At 72.5% G+C, this 22,050-nt stretch carries 17 protein-coding genes; 14 read left to right on the top strand and 3 right to left on the bottom strand.

From position 1 onward, the window contains the following. Positions 1 to 8: 8 nt before the first annotated feature. Positions 9 to 1,121 carry an AAA family ATPase gene (locus tag ACIA5A_RS08345; protein WP_396758028.1) on the top strand — a complete coding sequence of 371 codons (1,113 nt, stop codon included), beginning with the start codon at positions 9 to 11 and terminating at the stop codon, positions 1,119 to 1,121. Continuing rightward, a complete protein-coding gene (locus ACIA5A_RS08340) occupies positions 1,118 to 3,943 on the top strand; it encodes a hypothetical protein (protein WP_396758025.1) in 2,826 nt (941 codons plus the stop codon). Before ACIA5A_RS08345 ends, ACIA5A_RS08340 begins: the two co-directional genes overlap by 4 nt. Here the strand turns inward: ACIA5A_RS08340 and ACIA5A_RS08335 are convergent. After that, positions 3,930 to 4,262 carry a cupin domain-containing protein gene (locus tag ACIA5A_RS08335; RefSeq protein ID WP_396758022.1) on the bottom strand — a complete coding sequence of 111 codons (333 nt, stop codon included), beginning with the start codon at positions 4,260 to 4,262 and terminating at the stop codon, positions 3,930 to 3,932. The genes ACIA5A_RS08340 and ACIA5A_RS08335 overlap by 14 nt on opposite strands. Before the next feature lie 102 nt (positions 4,263 to 4,364). Here ACIA5A_RS08335 and ACIA5A_RS08330 point away from each other — a divergent pair, with 102 nt between their 5' ends. From ACIA5A_RS08330 to ACIA5A_RS08285, 10 genes are all read left to right on the top strand, one after another. Next, a complete protein-coding gene (locus tag ACIA5A_RS08330; RefSeq protein ID WP_396758019.1) occupies positions 4,365 to 4,745 on the top strand; it encodes a YccF domain-containing protein in 381 nt (126 codons plus the stop codon). A gap of 411 nt (positions 4,746 to 5,156) precedes the next feature. Then, positions 5,157 to 5,945 carry an FkbM family methyltransferase gene (locus ACIA5A_RS08325; protein ID WP_396758016.1) on the top strand — a complete coding sequence of 263 codons (789 nt, stop codon included), beginning with the start codon at positions 5,157 to 5,159 and terminating at the stop codon, positions 5,943 to 5,945. 225 nt (positions 5,946 to 6,170) lie between these two features. Beyond that, on the top strand, positions 6,171 to 7,172 hold the full coding sequence (locus tag ACIA5A_RS08320; protein ID WP_396758014.1) for a LacI family DNA-binding transcriptional regulator: 1,002 nt from the start codon (positions 6,171 to 6,173) through the stop codon (positions 7,170 to 7,172). Between the two features lie 122 nt (positions 7,173 to 7,294). Continuing rightward, positions 7,295 to 8,974: an ABC transporter substrate-binding protein gene (locus ACIA5A_RS08315; RefSeq protein ID WP_396758011.1), complete on the top strand. Its 1,680-nt coding sequence runs from the start codon at positions 7,295 to 7,297 to the stop codon at positions 8,972 to 8,974. Between the two features lie 88 nt (positions 8,975 to 9,062). Then, positions 9,063 to 10,190 (top strand): ABC transporter ATP-binding protein, encoded by a 1,128-nt coding sequence (locus ACIA5A_RS08310; RefSeq protein WP_396758008.1) that lies wholly within the window; start codon positions 9,063 to 9,065, stop codon positions 10,188 to 10,190. Beyond that, positions 10,187 to 11,164, top strand: coding sequence for an ABC transporter permease (locus ACIA5A_RS08305; protein WP_181568320.1), 978 nt, complete (start codon positions 10,187 to 10,189; stop codon positions 11,162 to 11,164). The genes ACIA5A_RS08310 and ACIA5A_RS08305 overlap by 4 nt, the downstream gene beginning before the upstream one ends. 3 nt (positions 11,165 to 11,167) lie before the next feature. After that, the gene (locus tag ACIA5A_RS08300; RefSeq protein ID WP_396758004.1) at positions 11,168 to 12,208 is read left to right on the top strand and encodes an ABC transporter permease; all 1,041 of its coding nucleotides are present in this window, start codon (positions 11,168 to 11,170) and stop codon (positions 12,206 to 12,208) included. After that, entirely contained in the window at positions 12,205 to 13,212 is a 1,008-nt protein-coding gene (locus tag ACIA5A_RS08295; RefSeq protein ID WP_396758001.1) for an ABC transporter ATP-binding protein, read from the top strand. Before ACIA5A_RS08300 ends, ACIA5A_RS08295 begins: the two co-directional genes overlap by 4 nt. Before the next feature lie 34 nt (positions 13,213 to 13,246). Continuing rightward, positions 13,247 to 14,656, top strand: coding sequence for a GH1 family beta-glucosidase (locus tag ACIA5A_RS08290; RefSeq protein WP_396757998.1), 1,410 nt, complete (start codon positions 13,247 to 13,249; stop codon positions 14,654 to 14,656). Between the two features lie 128 nt (positions 14,657 to 14,784). After that, positions 14,785 to 16,668 carry a lectin gene (locus ACIA5A_RS08285; protein ID WP_396757995.1) on the top strand — a complete coding sequence of 628 codons (1,884 nt, stop codon included), beginning with the start codon at positions 14,785 to 14,787 and terminating at the stop codon, positions 16,666 to 16,668. A gap of 21 nt (positions 16,669 to 16,689) precedes the next feature. Here ACIA5A_RS08285 and ACIA5A_RS08280 read toward each other — a convergent pair whose 3' ends face one another. Beyond that, a complete protein-coding gene (locus tag ACIA5A_RS08280; RefSeq protein WP_396757992.1) occupies positions 16,690 to 17,931 on the bottom strand; it encodes an ROK family protein in 1,242 nt (413 codons plus the stop codon). Between the two features lie 118 nt (positions 17,932 to 18,049). Here ACIA5A_RS08280 and ACIA5A_RS08275 point away from each other — a divergent pair, with 118 nt between their 5' ends. Beyond that, a complete protein-coding gene (locus tag ACIA5A_RS08275; RefSeq protein ID WP_396757989.1) occupies positions 18,050 to 19,408 on the top strand; it encodes a glycosyl hydrolase family 18 protein in 1,359 nt (452 codons plus the stop codon). A 53-nt stretch (positions 19,409 to 19,461) separates the two neighbouring features. Here ACIA5A_RS08275 and ACIA5A_RS08270 read toward each other — a convergent pair whose 3' ends face one another. Then, a complete protein-coding gene (locus ACIA5A_RS08270) occupies positions 19,462 to 20,565 on the bottom strand; it encodes an NADAR family protein (protein WP_396757987.1) in 1,104 nt (367 codons plus the stop codon). 80 nt (positions 20,566 to 20,645) lie between these two features. On the opposite strand from ACIA5A_RS08270, the gene sthA reads away from it, so the two are divergent. Beyond that, the gene (gene sthA / locus ACIA5A_RS08265; RefSeq protein WP_396757984.1) at positions 20,646 to 22,049 is read left to right on the top strand and encodes a Si-specific NAD(P)(+) transhydrogenase; all 1,404 of its coding nucleotides are present in this window, start codon (positions 20,646 to 20,648) and stop codon (positions 22,047 to 22,049) included. Position 22,050: the final 1 nt, after the last annotated feature.

The raw sequence follows: 22,050 nt of genomic DNA, 5'->3' as shown, positions 1-22,050 counted from the left end.
CACCCCTGATGTCCGACATGCTCCGCGCCCCCGCCGAGGTCAAGTACGCCGACGAGCTGGCCTACCTCGAGTCGGTCGACACCGGGCCGAAGCCGTTCTCCTGGCGCCTGAGCCCGCGCATGGTCCGGCTGTTCGTGCTCGGCTCCGAGCGCGCCGACGGCCTCGACCGGGAGATCCCGCAGAAGTGGTTCGGCGACCGCAGCTTCGTCGAACGCAGCATCGTCACCCTCGCCTCCGACCGGGGCCTGCTGCTCATCGGCGACCCCGGCACCGGCAAGAGCTGGCTCGCCGAGCTGCTCTCCGCCGCGATCTGCGGCAACTCCACCCTCGTCGTGCAGGGCACCGCCGGCACCACCGAGGACCACATCAAATACTCCTGGAACGTCTCCATGGTCATCGCCCGCGGCCAGTCCCGCGAGTCGATGATCCCCTCGCCGATCATGACCGCGATGGAACAGGGCGTCATCGGCCGCTTCGAGGAGCTGACCCGCTCCACCAGCGACGTGCAGGACGCGCTCATCTCGATCCTGTCCGAGAAGTACGTCTCCATCCCGGAGCTGAACGACGACAACATCGTCTTCGCCCAGCCCGGCTTCTCGATCATCGCCACCGCCAACAGCCGCGACCGCGGTGTCAACGACCTGTCCTCGGCGCTCAAGCGGCGGTTCAACTTCGTCCGCATCCCGGTCGTCACCAACAAGCGCAGCGAGGCCGAGATCGTCCGCTTCCGCACCGAGGAGCTGCTGCGCCGGCACCGTATCGAGCTGGAGGTGCCCCCCACCCTGCTCGACATCCTGCTGCAGAGCTTCGCCGACCTGCGCGCCGCCGCGTCCGCCGCCACCAGTGACGACGAGAAGCTGGAGTCGGCGCTGTCCACCGCCGAGCAGATCGGCGTGCTGGAGGACGCGGTCCTGCACAGCCAGTTCTTCGGCGACCGCACCCTGCGCGCGCAGACCCTCGCCGGCTCGCTGGTCGGCTCGCTGGCCCGACGCAGCCCGGAGGACCTGGCCATCCTCAACAAATACCTGCACGGCGTGGTGGAGCCGCGCGCCAAGGCCGACGGCGGCGACTGGGACGGCTTCCTCGACGGCGGCCGCCAGGCGATCGCGTCCCTGTCGTGACCGCCCCCGCACCGACCGGCCTCTTCGGCGCGCTGCGCGAACAGCTCACCGACGCCGCCGCCACGTTCGCCGACTCCCCCGACGCGCTCGCCGGGATCCTCGCCGGCATGGTCGACGACGTCGACCGGGCACTCGGCGAACGGCTGGAGATCTTCCCGGTCTGCCACCACTCCCCCGCGTCCGCGCTGGCCATGGTGCGGCGGCTGCGCGCCCGCCCACCCAAGGTCATCTACCTGGAACTCTGCGAGGACCTGCGCCCCCTCCTCGACGAACTGCGCAACTGCCGCCTGCCGGTGGCCGTGCAGGCGTTCGCCACCGAACTCGACGGTTTCCCCGCCGAGTGGAGCCCGCTGAGCGTCGTCGCACCGGTCACCGAGGCCTCCGCGGAATACCAGGCCATCGCGTACGCGCTGGACACCCCGGGCGTCGAGCTGGTGTTGGTGGACCGCTCCACCGACCACGTCTACCAGTGGACCCCGCGCGACGACCGGCCGACCGGTCCCGACCCGACGCCGGCCACCGACGAGGACGGCGCCCTGCACGGCGACGCCATCGGGGTGGAGATCGGCGACCTGCGCCCCCGGTTCGCCGAACTGGAGTCGTACCTGCTGCACCACGGCAAGGTGCGGCACTGGTCGGAGTGGTGGGAGCAGTACGTGGAACGCCCCCTCGCCGAGGCCGACTACGACACCTACCGGCAGGTCATGGTGCTGATCGGCAGCCTGTTCCGCCGGCTGCGGCCGGCCCGGGACGCGGCCGACGACCGCGACGCCGACCGCGAACGCCACATGTGGACGCGGATGCGCCAGCACCTCGCCGCCACCGGCGTCGACCCGGCCGACTGCCTCCACGTCTGCGGCGCGTTCCACGCCGCCAGCCACGTCGAACAGTTCGGCCTCGACTCCACCGCACCGGACTTCCCGATCAGCCCCCGCACCGGCACCCGCTGGCGCTACGGCCTCATCCCGTCCAGCCACTCCGCCATCGAGGCCCAGTTCGGCCTCGCCCCCGGCGCCGTCTCCATCGCCGCCGCCAACTGGACCGCCGCGCTCGGCCGCACCCGGCTCACCCCGTACCGGCTGGCCGGGCAGCAGACCGGCAAGAAGGGCCGGCGCGCCCGCGCCACGCCGGCGAGCGCCGCTCCGGACGCGAGCACCGACCGACTCACCGGTTTCCTGGCCGCACCGCCCCCGCTCGACGGGCTCGACGAGGCGGAGCTGCGCGGCTGGTGCGTCGACATCGTCCGGCTCGCCCGCCGCAACGGCTACCTGGCCAGCACCGCCGACGCGATCGCCGTCTTCGAGACCTCGATCCTGCTGGCCAACCTTCGCAACCGCGCCCGGCCCACGCCGTACGACTTCGCCGACGCCGCGGTCACCTGCATCGAGAAGGACGTGGTGCCCGGCCGCCGCGACGTGCGCCGGCTCTGCGAGATCCTGCTCGGCGGCGACCGGATCGGCCAGGTCGGCTACGACTCCCTGCCGCCCCTGGCCCGCGACGTCCTCGACCGGCTCGCCCCGCTCGGCCTCGACCTGGAACGGCGTACCGTGCAGCGCGCGCTGCTCGACCTGCGCGCCGAGCCGGCGCTGGCGCCCTGCTCCGACCTGCTCTGGATGCTGCGCCACCTGCTGCCCGCCGACGCGGTCCGCCCGATCATGGGCGAGCGCCGCCTCGGCCACCGCTCCACCCAGGAGAGCTGGGACCTCGCCCTCGGCCGCAACCAGCGCGCCCTGATCGAGCTGGGCTACGAGGGCGTCACCGTCGAACAGGTGCTGGAGCAGCGGCTACGCCGCGCGGTCCGCGGCCCGGACGCGACCGCCGCCCGCGCGCTCGCCGCCGTCGAGGACGCCGTCCGGCTGCTCGACAGTCCCCGCCTGGTCGACGAACTCGGCGCGCGGGCGGTGGAACTGCTCGCCGCCGAACGCACCGTCGACGACGCGCCGGAGGTGCTGCGCCGCATCCGCCGGCTGCTCGCCCACCACCGCACCACCGCGCCGGCGCTGCCCGCGTGGTGCCAGGCGTTCGTGACCACCGGCTACGCCCACTACTGCACGCTGCTGCCCACCGCGTTCGTCGACGAGGCGACAGGTGTACGCCAGGTCGGCGCGATGCTCGGCTTCCTGTTCAGCATGGAGAGCCTCGCGCTGTCGCTGGGCTGCGACCGGTCACAGCTCGAACTGGCCGTCGCCCAGGCCCATCCCGAGGCGCCGGCAAAGCTGGCGCTGCTCTGGGCCGCCCGCCACCAGCTCGGCCTGCTGCCACTGGCGCTGCTGCGCGAACGCTGCGCCGAACTGCTGGCCAACCCGCTCGTGGTGCCGGCGTTCCCGCACTACCTCTCCGGGTTCGTGCACGCCCTCGACCCGGTGCCGGGCCTGGCGCCGTTCGTGGTCGAGACCATGTCCGCCGCGTTCGCCGGGCTGCCCGACCCGGTGCTGCTGCCCTGGCTGCCCACCCTGATCACCACGCTGCGCGAGCACGGCCCGGAGCTGGTGCCACTGCTGGTCCGCGAGGCGGAACGCACCTTCCCGGCCACGCTGGCCGCCCTGGACGACTGGACACCGCCGTGGGCCGCCGCACCCGACACGTCGACGCTCACGCCGACACTGGTCGGGACGGGCCCGCTGGCCGACATGCTGGCCGCCCACCCGGACGCGCTGGACGCGGTGGCCGCGCTGCTCGGCTGCGACGCGTCGTGGCGCTCCCCCGCCGGGCCCGGCCTGCCGGCCGGCGGCGGCTCGCCGCTGCTCGCTGCGCATCCGGACACCGCCGACGCCGTGGCGGCCCTGCTGACGCCGGACCGGCCGGGGGTCAGTGTGGGGTAACCAGGGGCCGGCTGTCATCCACGAAGTACGACGAGAGCATCCGGGTCTCGACGTCGCCGACGTTGCGCGCGTTGTGCACGACGCCCGGCGGGATCAGGAACGGCTCCCCGCCCGCCACGGCGAGCGCGGGCCGGTCGTCGAACTCCATCACGATGTCGCCCTGGATCAGGTAGCCGACCTCCTCGCCGGGGTGGCTGTGCCGTCCCGACTCGTGGCCGACCGGAATCCGGAACAGGGTCTGCACGATCAGGCGGCCGGGCACCTCGGCGTGGGCGCGTTGCAACTCGGTGCGGGTGACGCCCTCGGTCGAGGGTTCCATGACGGCGTGCTCCTCTCCGCGCGGCCGACCGGGCCGCAGCCCGACGGTAACCCGATCCGTCGAAGGTTCGGGCCGGTTGCCGGCGGCGGGCACCATGGAGTGGTGATCCGCTTCCTGCTGAACCTGCTGTGGCTCGTCTTCGGCGGTGGCCTCGTCCTGGCCCTGGGCTACGGCGTGGCCGCCCTGATCTGCTTCGTCCTCGTCGTCACCGTCCCGTTCGGCGTGGCCTCGCTGCGCCTCGCCTCGTACGCGCTCTGGCCGTTCGGCCGCACGCTGGTGCCGAAGCCGGGCGCCGGGGTGCCGTCGGGTCTGGCGAACGTGCTCTGGGTGCTGGTGGCCGGCTGGTGGCTGGCCCTGTCGCACATCCTCGCCGGGCTCGCGCTCTGCGTGACGATCATCGGCATCCCGTTCGGGGTGGCCAACTTCAAGCTGGTCCCGGCCGCGCTCTGGCCGCTCGGCCAGGAGGTCGTCGAGACCCCCTGACCCGGCGGGCCATCCGGCGAGACCGCTGTCCGGCGCCTGTCGAGCTGAGCGCAAGGACGACTCGGCTCCGCCGCCCGGCGCGGCATGGGCCACGAGGCGATTCGGACGATCAACGCCGGCCGGACGGGCCGGGGCCGAGTCGCTTCCGCTCTCAGCTCGACAGGCCACGCGGACGCCGGCCGACCGCTGGCCAGCCGGGCCGCGGGTCCGGCTGGTCTCAGCGTTACAGGCGACAGCCGCCGGCTCCCTGAGCTGCCGCTCGGCCGGAGTGAGCGGCGCCCGGCGGGCGATGTCGATGATCCACGCAGTCTTCCTTGGGCCGGCGCGCGGCGCCTGGCCACACCGCGTAAAGCATCCTAGGAGGATAGTGGGGTGGCGGAAAGTCGGAACGCCGCTCACATCGGGTGACTGATGACTACCGTCGGTGAGGTGGGCGGTCGGGAGGGTGTGATCGAGGCGCTCAAGGCGGACCCCGCGATGGCCGGCCTGCGCCGGTCGCTGGACTTCTACCACGGCGACCCGGCGCGCGGGGCGGCTCTCGACGCGTTCTACGCGCCGCTGGTGCGCGCCGGCGACCTGGTCCTCGACGTCGGCGCGCACGTCGGTGACCGGCTGGCCAGCTTCCGCCGACTCGGCGCCCGGGTGGTCGCGGTGGAGCCGCAGCCGCTCTGCGCGCGGGTGCTGCGCGCCCTGCACGCCGGCGACGACATGGTGACGGTGGTGGAGGCGGCCTGCGGCCGGTCTCCCGCGCCGGTGCGGCTGCACGTGAACTCCGCCAACCCGACCGTCTCCACCGCCTCCCCCGGCTTCGTCCGGGCCGCCGACCGGGCCGCCGGCTGGGAGGGCGAGACCTGGGACGACGAGATCGAGGTGGCGGGCACCACGCTGGACGCGCTCGTCGAGGCGTACGGCCCGCCGGCGTTCGTGAAGATCGACGTGGAGGGCTACGAGGACGCCGTGCTGGCCGGATTGAGCCGCCCGGTGCCGGCGCTGTCGTTCGAGTTCACCACGATCGCCCGGGACCTGGCCGGGCACTGCCTGCGGCGGCTGACCACGCTCGGTTTCACCGCGTTCACCGTGGCGCTCGGCGACGAGACGACGTTCGCGCTGCCCGACTGGGGGCCGGCGGGCGCGGTGGCGGCATGTCTGGACGCGCTGCCGCACGAGGCGAACGCCGGAGACGTGTACGCGCGGACCTGACGGCCGTCCACATCGGAAGGCCCGGATCGCGCCGCATCGACGCTGCTCACCGGCTTGATGGCCACTTCCGCTGCCCGGCCGCTTTTTTCAAGGGTCGAACTTAGGCATGTTTTGTTACCGGCCCGTTATTGACGTGACCGGCGCCACTTCGGTTGACTGCCACGGAACCGCTACCGCAACCGGTTCCGAAACGTCCCCCTCATCCCTGCGACCCGGGAGCGTCACGTGCCGATCACCATCGCCGACGTCGCCACCCGGGCCGGGGTGAGCAAGACGACCGTCTCGCGCGTGCTCAACGGCAAGGGCGAGGTGCACATCCGCACCGCCGACCGGGTCCGCGCCGTGATCAGCGACCTGGGCTACGTGCCGAGCGCCCGCGCGGTCGGGCTGGCCCGCGGGCGGACCCGGGTGGTCGGCATGCTGGTGCCGGCGCTGACCTGGCCCTGGATGGGTGAGGTGTTGCAGGGCGCGGCCGACGCGGTCGAGGCCGAGGGCTACGGCATGCTGCTGTTCACCTGCACCCACGGCGACGAGTCGATGCGGCGGTTCGCCTCCCAGGTCTCCGCCAAGTCCTTCGACGGCCTGCTCGTGGTCGAGCCCGAGGGCACCCTGGACTACATCACCGGGCTGCACCGGCGCGGCCTGCCGGTGATCCTCATCGACGACCGCGGCCACCAGCCGGGCTTCCCGTCGGTGCGGACCACGAACGAGGACGGCGCCCGGGCCGCCGCCGCGCACCTGCTCTCCCTCGGCCGCCGCCGGCCGCTGGTCATCACCGGGCTGCGCCGGTTCGGCTGCACCCGGGAGCGGCTCGCCGGATTCGCCGGCGGGTACGCCGACGCGGGCGTACCCATCCCGCCGGAGCGGGTGGTGGAGGGCGACTTCACGTTCGAGTGCGGGCGCGCGGCGGTCCGCCGGCTGCTCGCCGACGGCGTGCCGTTCGACGCGGTCTTCGCGCACAACGACCTCTCCGCCGCCGGGGCGCTCCAGGCGCTGCGCGACGCCGGCCGACGCGTCCCGCAGGACGTGGCGGTGGTCGGCTTCGACGACCTGCCGCTGGCCGGGCACACCCATCCACCGCTCAGCTCGGTGCGCCAACCGCTGCGGGAGATGGGCGCGGCCGCCGCCCGGCTGCTCATCGCCCACCTGACCGGAACACCGCTGCCCGACACCCCGACCGTCATCCCGACCGGATTCGCCGCCCGCGCCTCCACCCACGTCACCTGAGCCCTCTCCCGCCGCACCGGCGACCACGCCGGCGGGCAGCCCGCCCGTCGGTGGCACCACCGCACACCCTCCATCCACCACATCCCGCCCGAGGACACGCGGGACCACCGAGGGAGACCTCCATGAGAAGAAGGCAACTCCTCGCCGTCGCGCTGGCCGGCGCGATGGTCACCACCACGGTCGCCGCCTGCGGCGACAGCCCGAACGCGAACAAGAAGAGCGGCCAGGCCGCGACCGTGCTGAACGTCGGCATGCCCAACGGCCCGCAGGCGGAGAACAACAACCCGTTCCTCACCACCTCGGCCGCCGCGTCGCTGGGCTACCGGTGGCAGATCTACGAGCCGCTGATGATGTGGAACCCGGTCAAGCCGGCCGAGCCGTTCAAGCCGTGGCTGGCCACCAAGGCCGAGTGGTCGGCGGACTACAAGTCGGTCAAGGTGACCATCCGCGACAACGCCACCTGGTCCGACGGGCAGAAGGTGACCGCCGAGGACGTCGCGTTCACCTACAACCTGGTCAAGAAGTTCCCCGCGCTCAACGACCAGGGCGTGCCGTACACCGACGCGACCGCGAGCGGCAACGACGTCACCATCACCATGTCCAGCCCGCAGTTCGTCAACCAGCAGAAGGTGCTGTGGCGGGTGCCGATCGTGCCGAAGCACCTGTGGGAGAAGATCGCCGACCCGACCACCGACCCGGTGAAGCAGCCGGTCGGCAGCGGCCCCTACACGCTCAAGTCGTTCACCCCGGCGACCACCACGCTGACCGTGCGCGACGGCGGCTACTGGCAGGACGCGCCGAAGGTGAAGGAGCTGCGCTTCACCTCGTACACCGACAACAGCGCGCAGACGACGGCGCTGGCCAACGGCGAGTCGGAGTGGAGCTTCGTCTTCATCCCCAACTACCAGACCGTGTTCGTGGCCAAGGACCAGAAGAACCACAAGGTGTGGGCGCCGCCGGTGCTGGGCATCCACGGCCTCTACCTGAACACCACGAAGAAGCCGTTCGACGACCCGACGCTGCGCAAGGCGATGAACATGGTCGTCGACAGGTCGGACATCTTCACCACCGCCGAGGCGGCCTACTTCCACCCCGAGGTCAAGAGCGTGACCGGCCTGCCCAGCCCGGCCGGTGACTCGTTCATCGCGGCGGAGTACAAGGGGCAGGAGCACAAGGTCGACGTCGAGGGCGCCAAGGCGCTGCTCACCGGCGCGGGCTACAAGCTCGACGGCACCACGCTCAAGGACAAGACCGGCAAGCCGGTGACGATCAAGCTGACCGACCCGGCCGGCTGGTCCGACTACCAGACCAGCCTGGAGATCGTGAAGGACAACCTGTCGAAGATCGGCATCGCGGCGACCATCGACAAGGCCAACCAGGACGCCTGGTTCCGCAACGTGGAGCAGGGCAACTTCGACGCCACCTTCCGGTGGACCGAGAGCGGCGCCACGCCGTACGACATCTACCGGACGATCATGGACGGTCGGGTGCTCAAGCCGATCGGCACCGCGTCGCCGGCCGGCAACTTCGGCCGGTTCGACGACAAGGCGGCGACCGACGCGCTGGTCTCGTACGCCAACGCGACCGACGACGCCACCCGCACCACCGCGCTCGCCACGCTGCAGAAGATCTTCGTCGAGCAGACGCCGATGATCCCGGTCGGCGCGGACAACATCGGCGGCGCGTACAGCGCGAAGAACTGGACCGGCTGGCCGGACGACTCGAACCCGTACGGCGCGCTGCAGCCCACCCAGCCCAACGCGGTGGACGTGGTGCTGCACCTCAAGCCGACCGCCGGCTGACCCGGCGTCGCCGCCCCGGCCGGCACGACCGCCGGCCGGGGCGGCGGACCCCGCCCTCACCCCCGGCAACCCCAGACAGGAATTCGGCATGACGACGACCGAGAGCGCCCCGGCGCCGGCCGACGAGGTGGTGCTGGAGGCCGTCGGCCTGACCAAGCACTTCCCGGTCCGCCGGCGGCTGCGCGACCTCCTCTCCCGCACCCCGGCGGTGGTGCACGCCGTCGACGACGTCTCGATCGCGCTGCGCCGCGGCCGGGTGACCGCGCTCGTCGGCGAGTCCGGCTCCGGCAAGTCCACGGTGGCCCGGCTGCTGGCCCAGCTCTACCCGCGCACCGGCGGCGACATCCGGCTGCACGGCGCCTCGACCCGGGTGCGCGGCGGCCGCCGCTTCCGGGCGTACGTGCGCCGGGTGCAGTTGATCCTCCAGGACCCGTTCGCCTCGCTGAACCCGGTGCACACGGTCCGCTACCACCTCACCCGGTCGCTGCGCATCCACGGCAACGCCGGATCCGGCCCGGACGGGCTGGAGCGGGCGCTGGCCGACCTGCTCACCCGGGTCAGCCTCACCCCGCCGGAGCGCTACCTCGACGCGTTCCCGCACGAGCTGTCCGGCGGCCAGCGCCAGCGCGTCGCCATCGCGCGGGCGCTCGGCGCCGACCCGGAGGTGCTGCTCGCCGACGAGCCGGTGTCGATGCTCGACGTCTCGATCCGCCTCGGCGTGCTCAACCTGCTCCAGGACCTCAAGGACCGGCTGAACCTGGCGATCCTCTACATCACCCACGACATCGCCTCGGCCCGCTACTTCGCCGACGAGACGATCGTCATGTACGCCGGCCGGATGGTCGAGGGCGGCGACAGCGAGACGGTCACCCAGCGGCCGGCGCACCCGTACACCCGGTTGTTGACCGACTCGGCGCCGGACCCGGACCGCATCGCCGGCGCCGGCGCGGACGCCGGAGCGGCGACCGAGCGCGGGCAGGGCGAGCCGCCGAGCCTGATCCGCCCGCCGGCCGGCTGCCGGTTCCACCCGCGCTGCCCGCACGCCATGCCCCGGTGCACGACCGAGCTGCCGCCGCCGATCCCGGTCGAGGACCGGCCCGGGCACTGGGCGGCGTGCTGGCTGTTCGACCCGGACACCGTCGCGGCCGAGAAGACCGGAACCGCCACGGCGACCCCGACGGCCGGCGCCACCGCCGGACAGGAGGCGACCCGATGAGGTTCCTGCTGCAACGGGTGGCGTTCTACCTGTTCACCGCGTGGGCGGCGATCACGCTCAACTTCTTCATCCCGCGGATCGTGCCGGGCGACCCGGTGCAGTCGCTGATCTCGCGCAACCAGGGCCGGATCAGCGCCGACGCGATCGCGTCGCTGCGGGTGCTGTTCGGGCTGGACTCCGATCGCAACCTGTGGGAGCAGTACGTCGCCTACTGGGGTCAGCTCCTGCACGGCGACCTGGGGCTGTCGTTCACGTTCTTCCCGGCCCCGGTGTCCGAGGTGATCGGCAACAGCCTGCCGTGGACCGTCGGCCTGGTCGGCGTCACCACGATCGTCAGCTTCCTGCTCGGCACCGCGCTCGGTGTCGGCGCGGGCTGGCGGCGCGGGTCGTGGATCGACGGGCTGCTGCCGGCCACCACGTTCCTCTCCTCGATCCCCTACTTCTGGCTGGGTCTGGTGGCGATCGCGTTGTTCGCCGGGCCGGGCAGCTTCTTCCCGTCCTCGGGCGGCTACGAGCCGGGGCTGGTGCCGGCGTTCGACGCGTACTTCATCCCGAGCGCGTTGCAGCACAGCATCCTGCCGGCGGCGACCATCCTGGTGTCCTCGATGAGCGGCTGGATCCTCAGCATGCGCAACATGATGGTGACCGTCTCCAGCGAGGACTACATCACCGTCGCGCACGCCAAGGGGCTCTCCGAGCGCCGGGTGGCGCTCAGCTACGCCGCCCGCAACGCGTTGCTGCCCAACGTCTCGGGCTTCGCGCTGTCGCTGGGCTTCATCGTCGGCGGCACGCTGCTGGTGGAGATCGTCTTCTCCTATCCGGGCCTGGGGTTCCAGCTCTTCCAGGCGGTCGGCAGCAAGGACTACCCGCTGATGCAGGGCATCTTCCTGATCATCACGATCTCGGTGCTGGTGGCGAATCTGCTCGCCGACGTCGCCTACCTGCTCCTCGACCCGCGGACCCGAAAGAGCTGAGCGATGACACTCTCCCCGTCCAGCATCGAGCAGGTCATCCCCGGCCAGGGCGCGATGGCGCAGCCGTCGGCCAGGGCGCGCCGTCGCCGGTTCCGCTTCGTCGCCAACGCCAAGGCCGCGACCGGGCTGGTCGTCCTCGGCGTGTACGCGCTGCTGGCGGTGATCGGCCCGTGGATCGCGCCGTACGACCCCGACGCGCGTGGCGCCGACGTGCTCCAGGCGCCGTCGTCCCGGCACTGGTTCGGCACCACCCACCTCGGGCAGGACATCTTCAGCCAGATCCTGGTCGGCGCGCGCAGCGTGATGGTGGTGGGGCTGATCGCCGGCGTGCTGGCCACCGTCCTGTCCATCCTGATCGGCGTCACCGCCGGCTACCTGGGCGGCGCGGCCGACGAGAGCCTGTCCGCGCTGTCCAACGTGTTCCTGGTGATCCCCGCGCTGCCGCTGATCATCATCGTGGCGTCGCTCGTCGACCAGGCCGGCGACCTGCTGGTCGCGCTGATCATCGGGCTCACCTCGTGGGCCTGGGGCGCCCGGGTGCTGCGCGCGCAGACGCTGTCGTTGCGCCGCCGCGACTACGTGGAGGCGGCCCGGGCCACCGGCGAGCGGACCTGGCGGATCATCGGGTTCGAGATCCTGCCGAACCTCACCGCGATCATCGCGTCCGGTTTCGTCGGCACGGTCATCTTCGCGGTGATGTCGGAGATCACCCTGGCGTTCATCGGCATCTCGTCGGTCAGCTCGTGGAACTGGGGCACCATCCTGTTCTGGGCGCAGGGCCAGCAGGCGCTCGCGCAGGGCGCCTGGTGGTGGTTCGTGCCGGCCGGGCTGGCCATCGCGCTGCTCGGCACCGCGCTCGCGCTGATCAACTTCGGCATCGACGAGTTCGTCAGCCCCCGGCTGCGCACCGGCGGCCGGACCCGGATCCGCACCGCCGACGGCCGCACCGTGCGGATGCGCGTCGGCTTCACCCCGGTGCTGGCCCCGAACCCGGCCCCCGTGCCGATGCAGAAGGCGGAGATCCGAGAGGACGTCACACCATGAACGGCAAGGTCTTGGAGATCCGTGGGCTGTGCGTCGACTACGGCGTCGGCGCGGACGCGGTGCACGCGGTGCGCGACGTCGACCTGACGCTGCACCGCGGCGAGGTGCTCGGCCTGGCCGGGGAGAGCGGCAGCGGCAAGTCCACCCTGGCGTACGGGCTGACCCGGCTGCTGCCCCCGCCCGGCGTGGTCAGCGGCGGCCAGGTGATCTACCACCCGGCCGACGGGCCGCCGGTGGACGTGCTGACGCTCAGCCCGGCCCGGCTGCGCGCGTTCCGGTGGGCGGAGACGTCGATCGTCTTCCAGGGCGCGATGAACTCGCTCAACCCGGTGCACAAGGTCTCCACCCAGCTCCTCGACGTGATCAAGGCGCACGAGCCGAGGAGCACCGCGGCGGGCCGGCTGGCTCGCGCACGGGACCTGCTGCGCCTGGTGGGCATCGCCGCCGACCGGCTGGACAGCTATCCGCACCAGCTCTCCGGCGGCATGCGGCAACGCGTCATGATCGCCATGGCGCTGGCGCTGGAGCCGCAGCTCGTGATCATGGACGAGCCGACCACCGCGCTGGACGTGGTGATGCAGCGGCAGATCCTCGGCCAGCTCGCCGAGCTGCGGGAACGCCTCGGCTTCGCGGTGCTGTTCATCACCCACGACCTGTCGCTGCTGGTGGAGTTCTCCGACCGGATCGCCATCATGTACGGCGGTCGGATCGTGGAGGAGGCGCCGGCCGCCCGGCTGTACGCCGAGCCGCTGCACCCGTACACCGAGGGGTTGCTGCACTCCTTCCCGGCGCTGCGCGGCCCGCGCCGCGAGCTGACCGGCATCCCCGGCTCCCCGCCGGACCTGCGCGCCATGCCGGCCGGCTGCGCGTTCCACCCGCGCTGCCCGAAGGCGTTCGACCCGTGCGACGAACGGCTTCCGGTGCTGGGGCCGCCCGGCGTCGCCGATCCGACCCGGGCCGTCGCGTGCTGGCTGCACCCGGCCGTGGCCCCGCTGCCCCGCTGAGAAGTCCGAGCCCACCGCTACCGCGAGGAGAACCATGGACACCGACCTCAACCGCCCGAGCGTCGATCAGGCCGACCCGATCGACACGCTGCCGCCGACCTTCCGGTGGGGGGTGGCGACGTCGTCGTACCAGATCGAGGGCGCGGCGGCCGAGGACGGCCGCACCCCGTCGATCTGGGACACCTTCTGCCGGGTCCCCGGCGCGGTGGCGAACGGCGACCACGGCGACGTGGCCTGCGACCACTACCACCGGATGCCGCAGGACGTGGCACTCATCGCCGACCTGGGGCTGGACACCTACCGGTTCTCGGTGGCGTGGCCCCGGGTGCAGCCGGGCGGGCGCGGGCCGGCCAACGCCGCCGGGCTGGCCTTCTACGACCGGCTGGTGGACGAGCTGCTCGGCCGGGGCGTCGACCCGTGGGTGACGCTCTACCACTGGGACCTGCCGCAGGAGCTGGAGGACGCGGGGGGCTGGCCGAACCGGGACACCGCGTACCGCTTCGCCGACTACGCGGAGCTGGTCTTCGGCGCGCTCGGCGACCGGGTACGCACCTGGACCACGCTGAACGAGCCGTGGTGCTCGGCGATGCTCGGCTACGCGTACGGCGACCACGCCCCGGGCCGGCGGAACCTGGGCGACGGCATCGCCGCCGCGCACCACCTGCTGCTCGGGCACGGGCTGGCCACGCAGCGGCTGCGGGCGGCGGCGCAGTCGCCGATCGAGCTGGGCCTGACGGTGAACCTGTCCACCGCCGACCCGGCCACCGACAGCGCGGCGGACCGGGACGCGGCGCGGGCCGCGGACGGGCTGGGCAACCGGCTCTACCTGGACCCGGTGCTGCGCGGGTCGTACCCGCAGGACGTGATCGACGACCTGGCGGCCGAGGGGGTGCGCATCCCGGTCGAGGACGGGGATCTGGACGTCATCGCCACGCCCATCGACGTGCTGGGCGTGAACTACTACTTCGGGCAGGTGCACTCCGGGGTGGACGAGCAGGGCCGCGAGCGCGACGACGACGGCAGGCCGGTGCGCCGGGTGGTCCGCCGGGACCTGCCGCGCACCGCGATGGACTGGGAGATCGTGCCGGAGTCCTTCACCGACCTGCTGGTCCGGCTGCACCGGGACTACCCGGGCGTGCCGATGGTGATCACCGAGAACGGCGCGGCGTTCGACGACAAGCCCGACGCCGACGGGTTCGTGGCCGACGACGACCGGGTGTCCTACCTGACCGAGCACCTGCGGGCAGTGGCCCGGGCCCGGCAGGCGGGCGCGGACATCCGTGGTTACTTCGCCTGGTCGCTGCTGGACAACTTCGAGTGGGCGTACGGCTACGACAAGCGCTTCGGCATCGTGCGGGTGGACTACGACTCGCAGCGCCGCACCCCGAAGCGCAGCGCGTTGTGGTACCGCGACACCGTGCGACGGGTGCGCGGGCAGGGCTGAGGCCACCGTTCGGGGCGGCCGCGCGGGAGTCCCTCCCGGGCGGCCGCCCCTTTTTTTCATGTCTTGACACAAGGCCGGAACAACGGTTCGCTCATTCGCGGATGTCAATCCATCAGGAAGGAGCATCCGTGTCCCCCACCACCGCTGCCCGCCACGCCGGCCGCGTCGCCCTGACGCTCTGCCTCACCGCCGGCGCCCTCGTCCCCACCACCGCGGCCCACGCCGCAGGCGAGACCGTCGACGTCTGGCTCACCACCACCTCCGACGCCGGCGGCCGGACCGTCACCCGCGGGCTGCAACAGCAGAGCCCGCTGAGCTTCGCCGCCACCAGCCCCGGCGCCACCCGCACCATCACCGTCGACGAGAACACCCGCTACCAGCCGTTCGAGGGCGCCGGCGCGTCCATCACCGACACCACCGCGTACCTGCTGCGCGGCGGTCCGGTCAGCGCGGCCACCCGGGACGCGGTGATGCGCAAGCTGTTCAGCCCCACCGACGGGATCGGGCTGTCGTTCGTGCGCAACCCGATCGGCGCGTCCGACCTGTCCCGCCCCGGAAACGTCTCCCTCGACGACACCTGCTGCGACCTCACCGACTTCGGCGCGAACGGCTACGACACGAACGTCGAGCTGCTCACCGCGCAGGCCCGCCAGCTCAACCCGGCGCTGCGGGTGATGGTGGTGCCGTGGAGCGCGCCCGGCTGGATGAAGGACAACGGCCGGATGGACCAGATGGGCTGGCTGAAGTGGGAGCACTACGCCACCTACGCGCAGTATCTGGTGAAGACGATCCAGGCGTACGCGGCGCGTGGCGTCACTGTCGACTACCTGTCGGTGCAGAACGAGCCGAACTGCTGCCAGTCCGGCAACCCCACCGCGATGGACTACCCGGGCATGAGCTGGAACGCCTCCGGCCTCACCGAGCTGACCAAGAACTTCGTCTACCCGGCGTTGCGGGCCGCCGGCCTCAGCACCAGGGTGCTGGTGCACGACTGGAACTACGGCGACTACGGCACGATCGGCTCCGGCCTGCTGGCCGACAGCGCGGTACGCACCGACCCGCTGTTCGGCGGCATCGCCTGGCACGGCTACTTCGGCGACCCGGCCGTCGGCAGCCAGGTGCGGGCCCAGTATCCGGCGGTGCCGCAGTTCAGCACCGAGCACTCCGGCGGCACCTGGATCACCAACCAGCACAACGAGGACATGGCCGACATCGTCAGCTACGCCCGGAACTGGAGCCGCAGCGTGGTGAAGTGGAGCCTCGCGGTCAACCAGAACATGGGCCCGCACAACGGCGGCTGCGGCACCTGCACCGGCCTGATCACCGTGCAGGAGGGCGGCGCCCGGGCCGGCCAGGTCGACTACACCGTCGAGTACTACACCACCGGGCACCTCACCAAGTTCGTCCGGCCCGGCGCCACCCGGATCGACTCCACCGCCGACACGACCGTGCCGAACGTCGCCTACCGCAACCCGGACGGCTCCAAGGCGCTGCTCGCGCACAACGGCGGCACGTCGGCGCAGTCGATGAAGGTGGTGTGGGGCGGCCAGTCCTTCACCTACTCGCTGCCGGCCCGCACCACCGCCACGTTCACCTGGTCCGGCACCCCGTCCGGCGGCGGGGCCGCGCCCACCGGCCCGGTCACCGGCATCGGCGGCAAGTGCCTCGACGTCACCGACAACGCCACCGCCGACGGCACGCCGGCGCAGATCTGGACCTGCACCGGCGGGACCAACCAGCGCTGGACCCGGGCCGCCGACGGCACGCTGCGCGCGCTCGGCAAGTGCCTGGACGTGGCCGGCGGGGGCACCGCCGACGGCACCCGGGTGCAGTTGTGGACCTGCAACGGCAGCGCCGCCCAGCAGTGGACCTGGACCGCCGGGCGGGACCTGGTGAACCCGCAGGCGAACAAGTGTCTCGACGTCACCGGCAACACCGCCGCCGACGGGACGAAGACCCAGGTGTGGAGCTGCACCGGCGGCGCCAACCAGAAGTGGACGCTGCCGTCCTGAGCCGACCGGGCGGGTCGCCGCTCAGCGGCGACCCGGCCGTCGCGCGGGCGCGGGTCGGACCCCGGGTTCGCGGGGGACGCCGCCGTCGCGCAGCAGCCGGGTCATCGGCAGGGTGGCCGCGCCCATCGCGACCGCGTCCGGTCCGAGCCGGCACAGCTCGATCGAGGTCTGCGCGTACGGCTGGCGCAGCGCGTGCCGCGCGGTCGCCTCGCGGATCGCCGGCAGGTGCCGCTCGCCCAGGGCCAGCCCGGCCCAGCCGCCCAGCACCACCCGTTCCGGGTTGAACAGGTTGACCAGGTTGGCCACCCCGGCGCCCAGGTAGCCGACCGTCTCGTCGACCACCCGCACCGCGGTCCGGCCGGTGGCGCGCAGCAGCTCGCCGAAGGCGGTCTCCTCGTCCCCGCCGGCCGCCGGTCGACCCCGGTTGGCCTGCCGGAACCGGTCCAGCACCCCCTCCGCCCCGACGTACGCCTCCAGGCAGCCGAGATTGCCGCAGCGGCAGCGCCGGCCCCCGTACACGATCGTGGTGTGGCCCCACTCGCCGGCGCTGCTGTGCGCGCCGCGGTAGCCGACGCCGCCGGCGACCACGCAGGCGCCGACGCCGGAGCCGACCAGGGCGACCACCGCGTGCCGCGCGCCCCGGCCGGCGCCGAACCACATCTCGGCCTGCCCGAGCGTCTTGGCGCCGTTGTCGACGTGCACCGGGACGTCCGTGCCGGCGCGCAGCATCGCGCCGAGCGGGACGCCGTCCCAGCCGAGGGTCTGGGCGTGCACCACGGCGTCGGCGGTGTGCTCGACGGTGCCGGAGACGGCGACGCCGAAGCCGAGCACCGCCCCCGGGTCGACGCCGGCCTGCTCGGTCACCGCGGCGAGCCCGTGCAACAGGTGAGCGGCGACGCGCGTCGGATCGGGCTCGGCGGCGGCGATCGGGTACTCCGCCTTGGCCAGCGCGGTCATGCTCAGGTCGAACAGCTCGACCTGCACCCGGGTCTCGCCCACGTCGGCGCCGACGAGGTAGCCGCAGCCGGGCGCGACGCGCAGCAGCACCCGGGGGCGACCGCCGTCGGACTCGACCGAGCCGGCCTCCTCGACCAGCCCCTCGGCGATCATCTCGCCGACCAGGTTGCTCACGCTGGCCAGGCTCAGCGCGGTGGACTGGCCCAGCTCGTGCCGGCTGAGCGGCCCGTCCAGCCAGATCCGGGTGAGCAGGACCGACCGGTTGGCCCGGCGCATGTCGCGCACCGTGGTGCGTCTGGCGTCCACGTCCGCCGCCGTCCTTCCCGCATTTTCACGCCCTGAACGAAGTGCTGACAGACTACTGCGCATTTACATTTAACAAAGTTAACTGCTAGCCTCCGGCGCATCGACGAGGAGGTATGACATGCGACTCGGACGTCCGATGACCGCCCTGCTCGGTGGCGTCGCGCTGCTCGCCGCCACCGTGGCCCTGCCCGCGACCGGCGGCGCCACGCTCGCCGGCAGCGCGGTCGCCCTGGTCGCCTGCGACGCGCCGGCCTGGGCCGAGGGAGTCACCTGGACCGCCGGCAGCCGGGCCACGTTTGGCGGACGGCTCTACCAGGCGCTGGTGACGCACACCCCGCCGGTCGGCGCGGGCTGGACGCCGGCCGCCGTGCCGGCGCTCTGGACCGACCTCGGCGCCTGCTCCGGCGGCACGCCGTCGCCGAGCCCGACCACCCGACCGCCCTCCCCCACACCCAGCCCCACCCCCACCCGGACCCCGACCCCGACGCCGACCGTCACGCCCAGCCCTACCGCACCTGGCGGCGAGACCTGCGCGCTGCGCTCCCGGCCGACGGGCAAGGTGCTCCAGGGCTACTGGGAGAACTGGGACGGCGCGGCCAACGGCGTGCACCCCGGCCTCGGCTGGATCCCGATCACCGACTCCCGGATCACCGGGCACGGCTACAACGTGGTCACCGCCGCGTTCCCGGTCATCCGCGCCGACGGCACCGTGCTCTGGGAGGACGGCATGGACGCCGGCGTCAAGGTCCCCACCCCGGCGCAGGTGTGCCAGGCCAAGGCGGGCGGGCTCACCGTGCTGCTCTCCATCGGTGGCGCCGCCGCCGGCATCGACCTCAGCTCCGCCGCCGTCGCCGACCGGTTCGTCGCCACCGTGGTGCCGATCCTCAGGCGGTACAACTTCGACGGCATCGACATCGACATCGAGACCGGGCTGACCGGCAGCGGGAACATCAACCAGCTCTCCCCGTCGCAGGCCAACCTGATCCGGATCATCGACGGCGTGCTGGCCCAGATGCCCGCCGGCTTCGGGCTCACCATGGCGCCGGAGACCGCGTACGTCACCGGCGGCAGCGTCACCTACGGCTCGATCTGGGGCGCCTACCTGCCGATCGTCAAGAAGTACGCGGACAACGGCCGGCTCTGGTGGCTGAACATGCAGTACTACAACGGCTCGATGTACGGCTGCGCCGGCGACTCGTACCCGGCCGGCACGGTGCAGGGCTTCACGGTGCAGACGCAGTGTCTGAACAACGGGCTCACCGTCCAGGGCGTCACCATCCGTGTCCCCTACGACAAGCAGGTCCCCGGCCTGCCGGCGCAGCCCGGCGCGGGTGGCGGGTACATGGGCCCGTCGCTGGTCGGCCAGGCATGGAACTCGGTCCCCGGCATCAAGGGGCTGATGACCTGGTCGATCAACTGGGACGGGTCGAAGGGCTGGACGTTCGGCGACACCGTCCGGGGGCTCCAGGGCCGCTGAGCGCACGGATCCGCGTCACCGGCCCGGCACCTCGTCGGGCCGGTGACCGGAGTTCACCGGGCCGCCTGCTCCGATCGCACCAGTTCCATCAGCCGCCCCACCCAGTTGGCGCCCGCCGAGTTCCAGTACCGGGATCCCCAGTCGCCGTAGAGCAGCCGGGCGTCCCCGGTCTCCCGGAGCCGGTGCGCCATCGCCGGATGCCGCGCGAACTTGTCCCGAAGGAGCGCGGCCATCAGCCCGAGCCGGACGGCCGGCCAGCCGTCCCGCCGGGGCGCCTGCTCGGCGAGAGCCCGGGCGTCCAGGCCGCGCTCGACGCCGGCGATGCGGTCGTGCCAGGCGGCGTCGTCGGTGGACAGGGCCCAGTAGGCGTGCATGACGCTCGGATACTCCCGGCCGTCGTGCACGACCGGTGCCGGGTAGTCGAGTTGCAACACCTCGGGGCCTGGCGGCTGCGGCCAGCCGCCCGGGTAGACGTGGCCGCCGATCCGCAGCGGGACCCTTGTCGCGGCCTCCGGCCCGTCCAGCACGTCCCGCTCGCGCGACTCGGCGATGCCGCGTTCGCTGCGGCGGAAGTAGTCGACCGCCCACTCCCGCGTCTCGGTGGTCACGGTGAGGGTGTGGTCCGGACGCCGGGCCGGGATCGTCTCCCCCGTCTCCGCGAGCAGGATCCGCACCGGCACGTCGTCATGGTCCATGTCACCGAGCACGTATCGCCGCCGGTGCTCGGGCACCGCGAAGTACCGCTCGCGGACGATCTCCAGGTTGGCGCGGCTCGGCTCGGCGGCGTACGCGATCAGCGCGTCCCAGCAGCGCCCGGAGGAGTCCGGCCGGTCGTTGAGCCGGTCCACCTCGTCGGCGAGGTCGCCGATCACCAGGTCGGGTGTCAGCCAGGACGTCAGCCGCGCCGAGCCGCCGGCGGTGCCGATGACGGTGACCGTCGCGCCCTCGGGCGGGGCCAGGGTCAGCGTGCCGTCGTCGAACGCGGCCCGGAGGCCGTCGACGTCTGTCGACTCCCACCGCCAGGTGACGACGCCGTCGGCGTAGACGCAGAGCGGGGTCAACAGGTAGTGCTCCTGCTCGCGGACGAAGACGAGGCGCTGCCGCCCGCGCACCACCTCGTCCTCGACGGTGCGCCAGGTCGCGGTGGTGTCCGACATGCGGAGAGTCTAGCGATCTTGGTCGTTCCGTGGGTCTCCCCGACTGGCGCCCGGGCGCACACCCTGCCAGGCTGGCCCTCGTGTACGACTACGACCTGCTGGTGCTGGGATCCGGGCCGAGTGGACAGAAGGCGGCCGTCGCCGCCGCCAAGCTGGGGCGACGGGTGGCCATCGTGGACCGTCGCGACATGCTCGGCGGGGTGTGCATCAACACCGGCACCGTGCCGTCCAAGACGCTGCGCGAGGCCGTCCTCTACCTCACCGGGCTGAGCCAGCGCGACCTCTACGGCAGCAGCTACCGGGTCAAGGAGGACATCACCGTCGCCGACCTGGCCGCCCGCACCGAGCACGTCATCAGTCGGCAGACGGACGTCATCCGCAACCAGTTGGCCCGCAACCGGATCGCGATGATCACCGGCACCGGCCGGTTCGCCGACCCGCACGCGGTCTGGGTCGACGCCGGCTCCGGCCGGGAGGACCGGGTCACCTTCGACAAGGCGGTCATCGCCGCCGGGACCCGGCCGGCCCGCCCGGACAGCGTCGACTTCGACGACCGGACCATCGTCGACTCCGACGGCGTCATCAACCTGCAGGCCGTGCCGCGCAGCATGGTGGTGGTCGGCGCCGGCGTGATCGGCATGGAGTACGCGTCGATGTTCGCCGCGCTCGGCACCAAGGTGACGGTGGTCGAGCGCCGCGAGCGGATGCTCGACTTCTGCGACGAGGAGATCGTCGAGTCGCTCAAGTACCACCTGCGGGACCTGTCGGTCACCTTCCGCTTCGGCGAGGAGGTCGCCTCGGTGGAGAAGCACCGCACCGCCGCGCTCTGCGTGCTGCGCAGCGGTAAGAAGATCGTCGCCGACACGGTGATGTACTCCGCCGGCCGGCAGGGCCAGACCGACGACCTGGCGCTGGAGGCGGCCGGTCTCACCGCCGACCACCGCGGCCGGATCCAGGTCGACGCCCACTACCGCACCTCGGTCGAGAACATCTACGCCGTCGGCGACGTGATCGGCTTCCCGGCGCTCGCCTCCACCTCGATGGAACAGGGCCGCCTCGCCGCGCAGCACGCCTGCGGGGAGCCGGCCCGGGCCATGCCGGAGCTGCAACCGATCGGCATCTACACGATCCCGGAGATCAGTTTCGTCGGGAAGACCGAGGACGAGCTGACCGACAGCTCCACCCCGTTCGAGGTGGGCATCGCCCGCTACCGCGAGCTGGCCCGCGGGCAGATCGTCGGCGACTCGTACGGCATGTTGAAGTTGCTCGTCTCGCCGGAGGACGGACGCCTGCTCGGGGTGCACGTCTTCGGCACCGGGGCCACCGAGATCGTCCACATCGGGCAGGCCGTGATGGGGTGCGGCGGCACCGTCGACTACCTGCTCGACGCCGTGTTCAACTACCCGACGCTGGCCGAGGCGTACAAGGTGGCGGCGCTGGACGCCGCCAACAAGATCCGCAACATCACCCGGATCGACGGCTGAC

Source organism: Micromonospora sp. NPDC051300 (assembly GCF_044455315.1).
GTDB lineage: Bacteria > Actinomycetota > Actinomycetes > Mycobacteriales > Micromonosporaceae > Micromonospora > Micromonospora robiginosa.
Note: the sequence above shows the minus strand (reverse complement) of the source record. Positions and strands in the feature narration are given on the sequence as shown.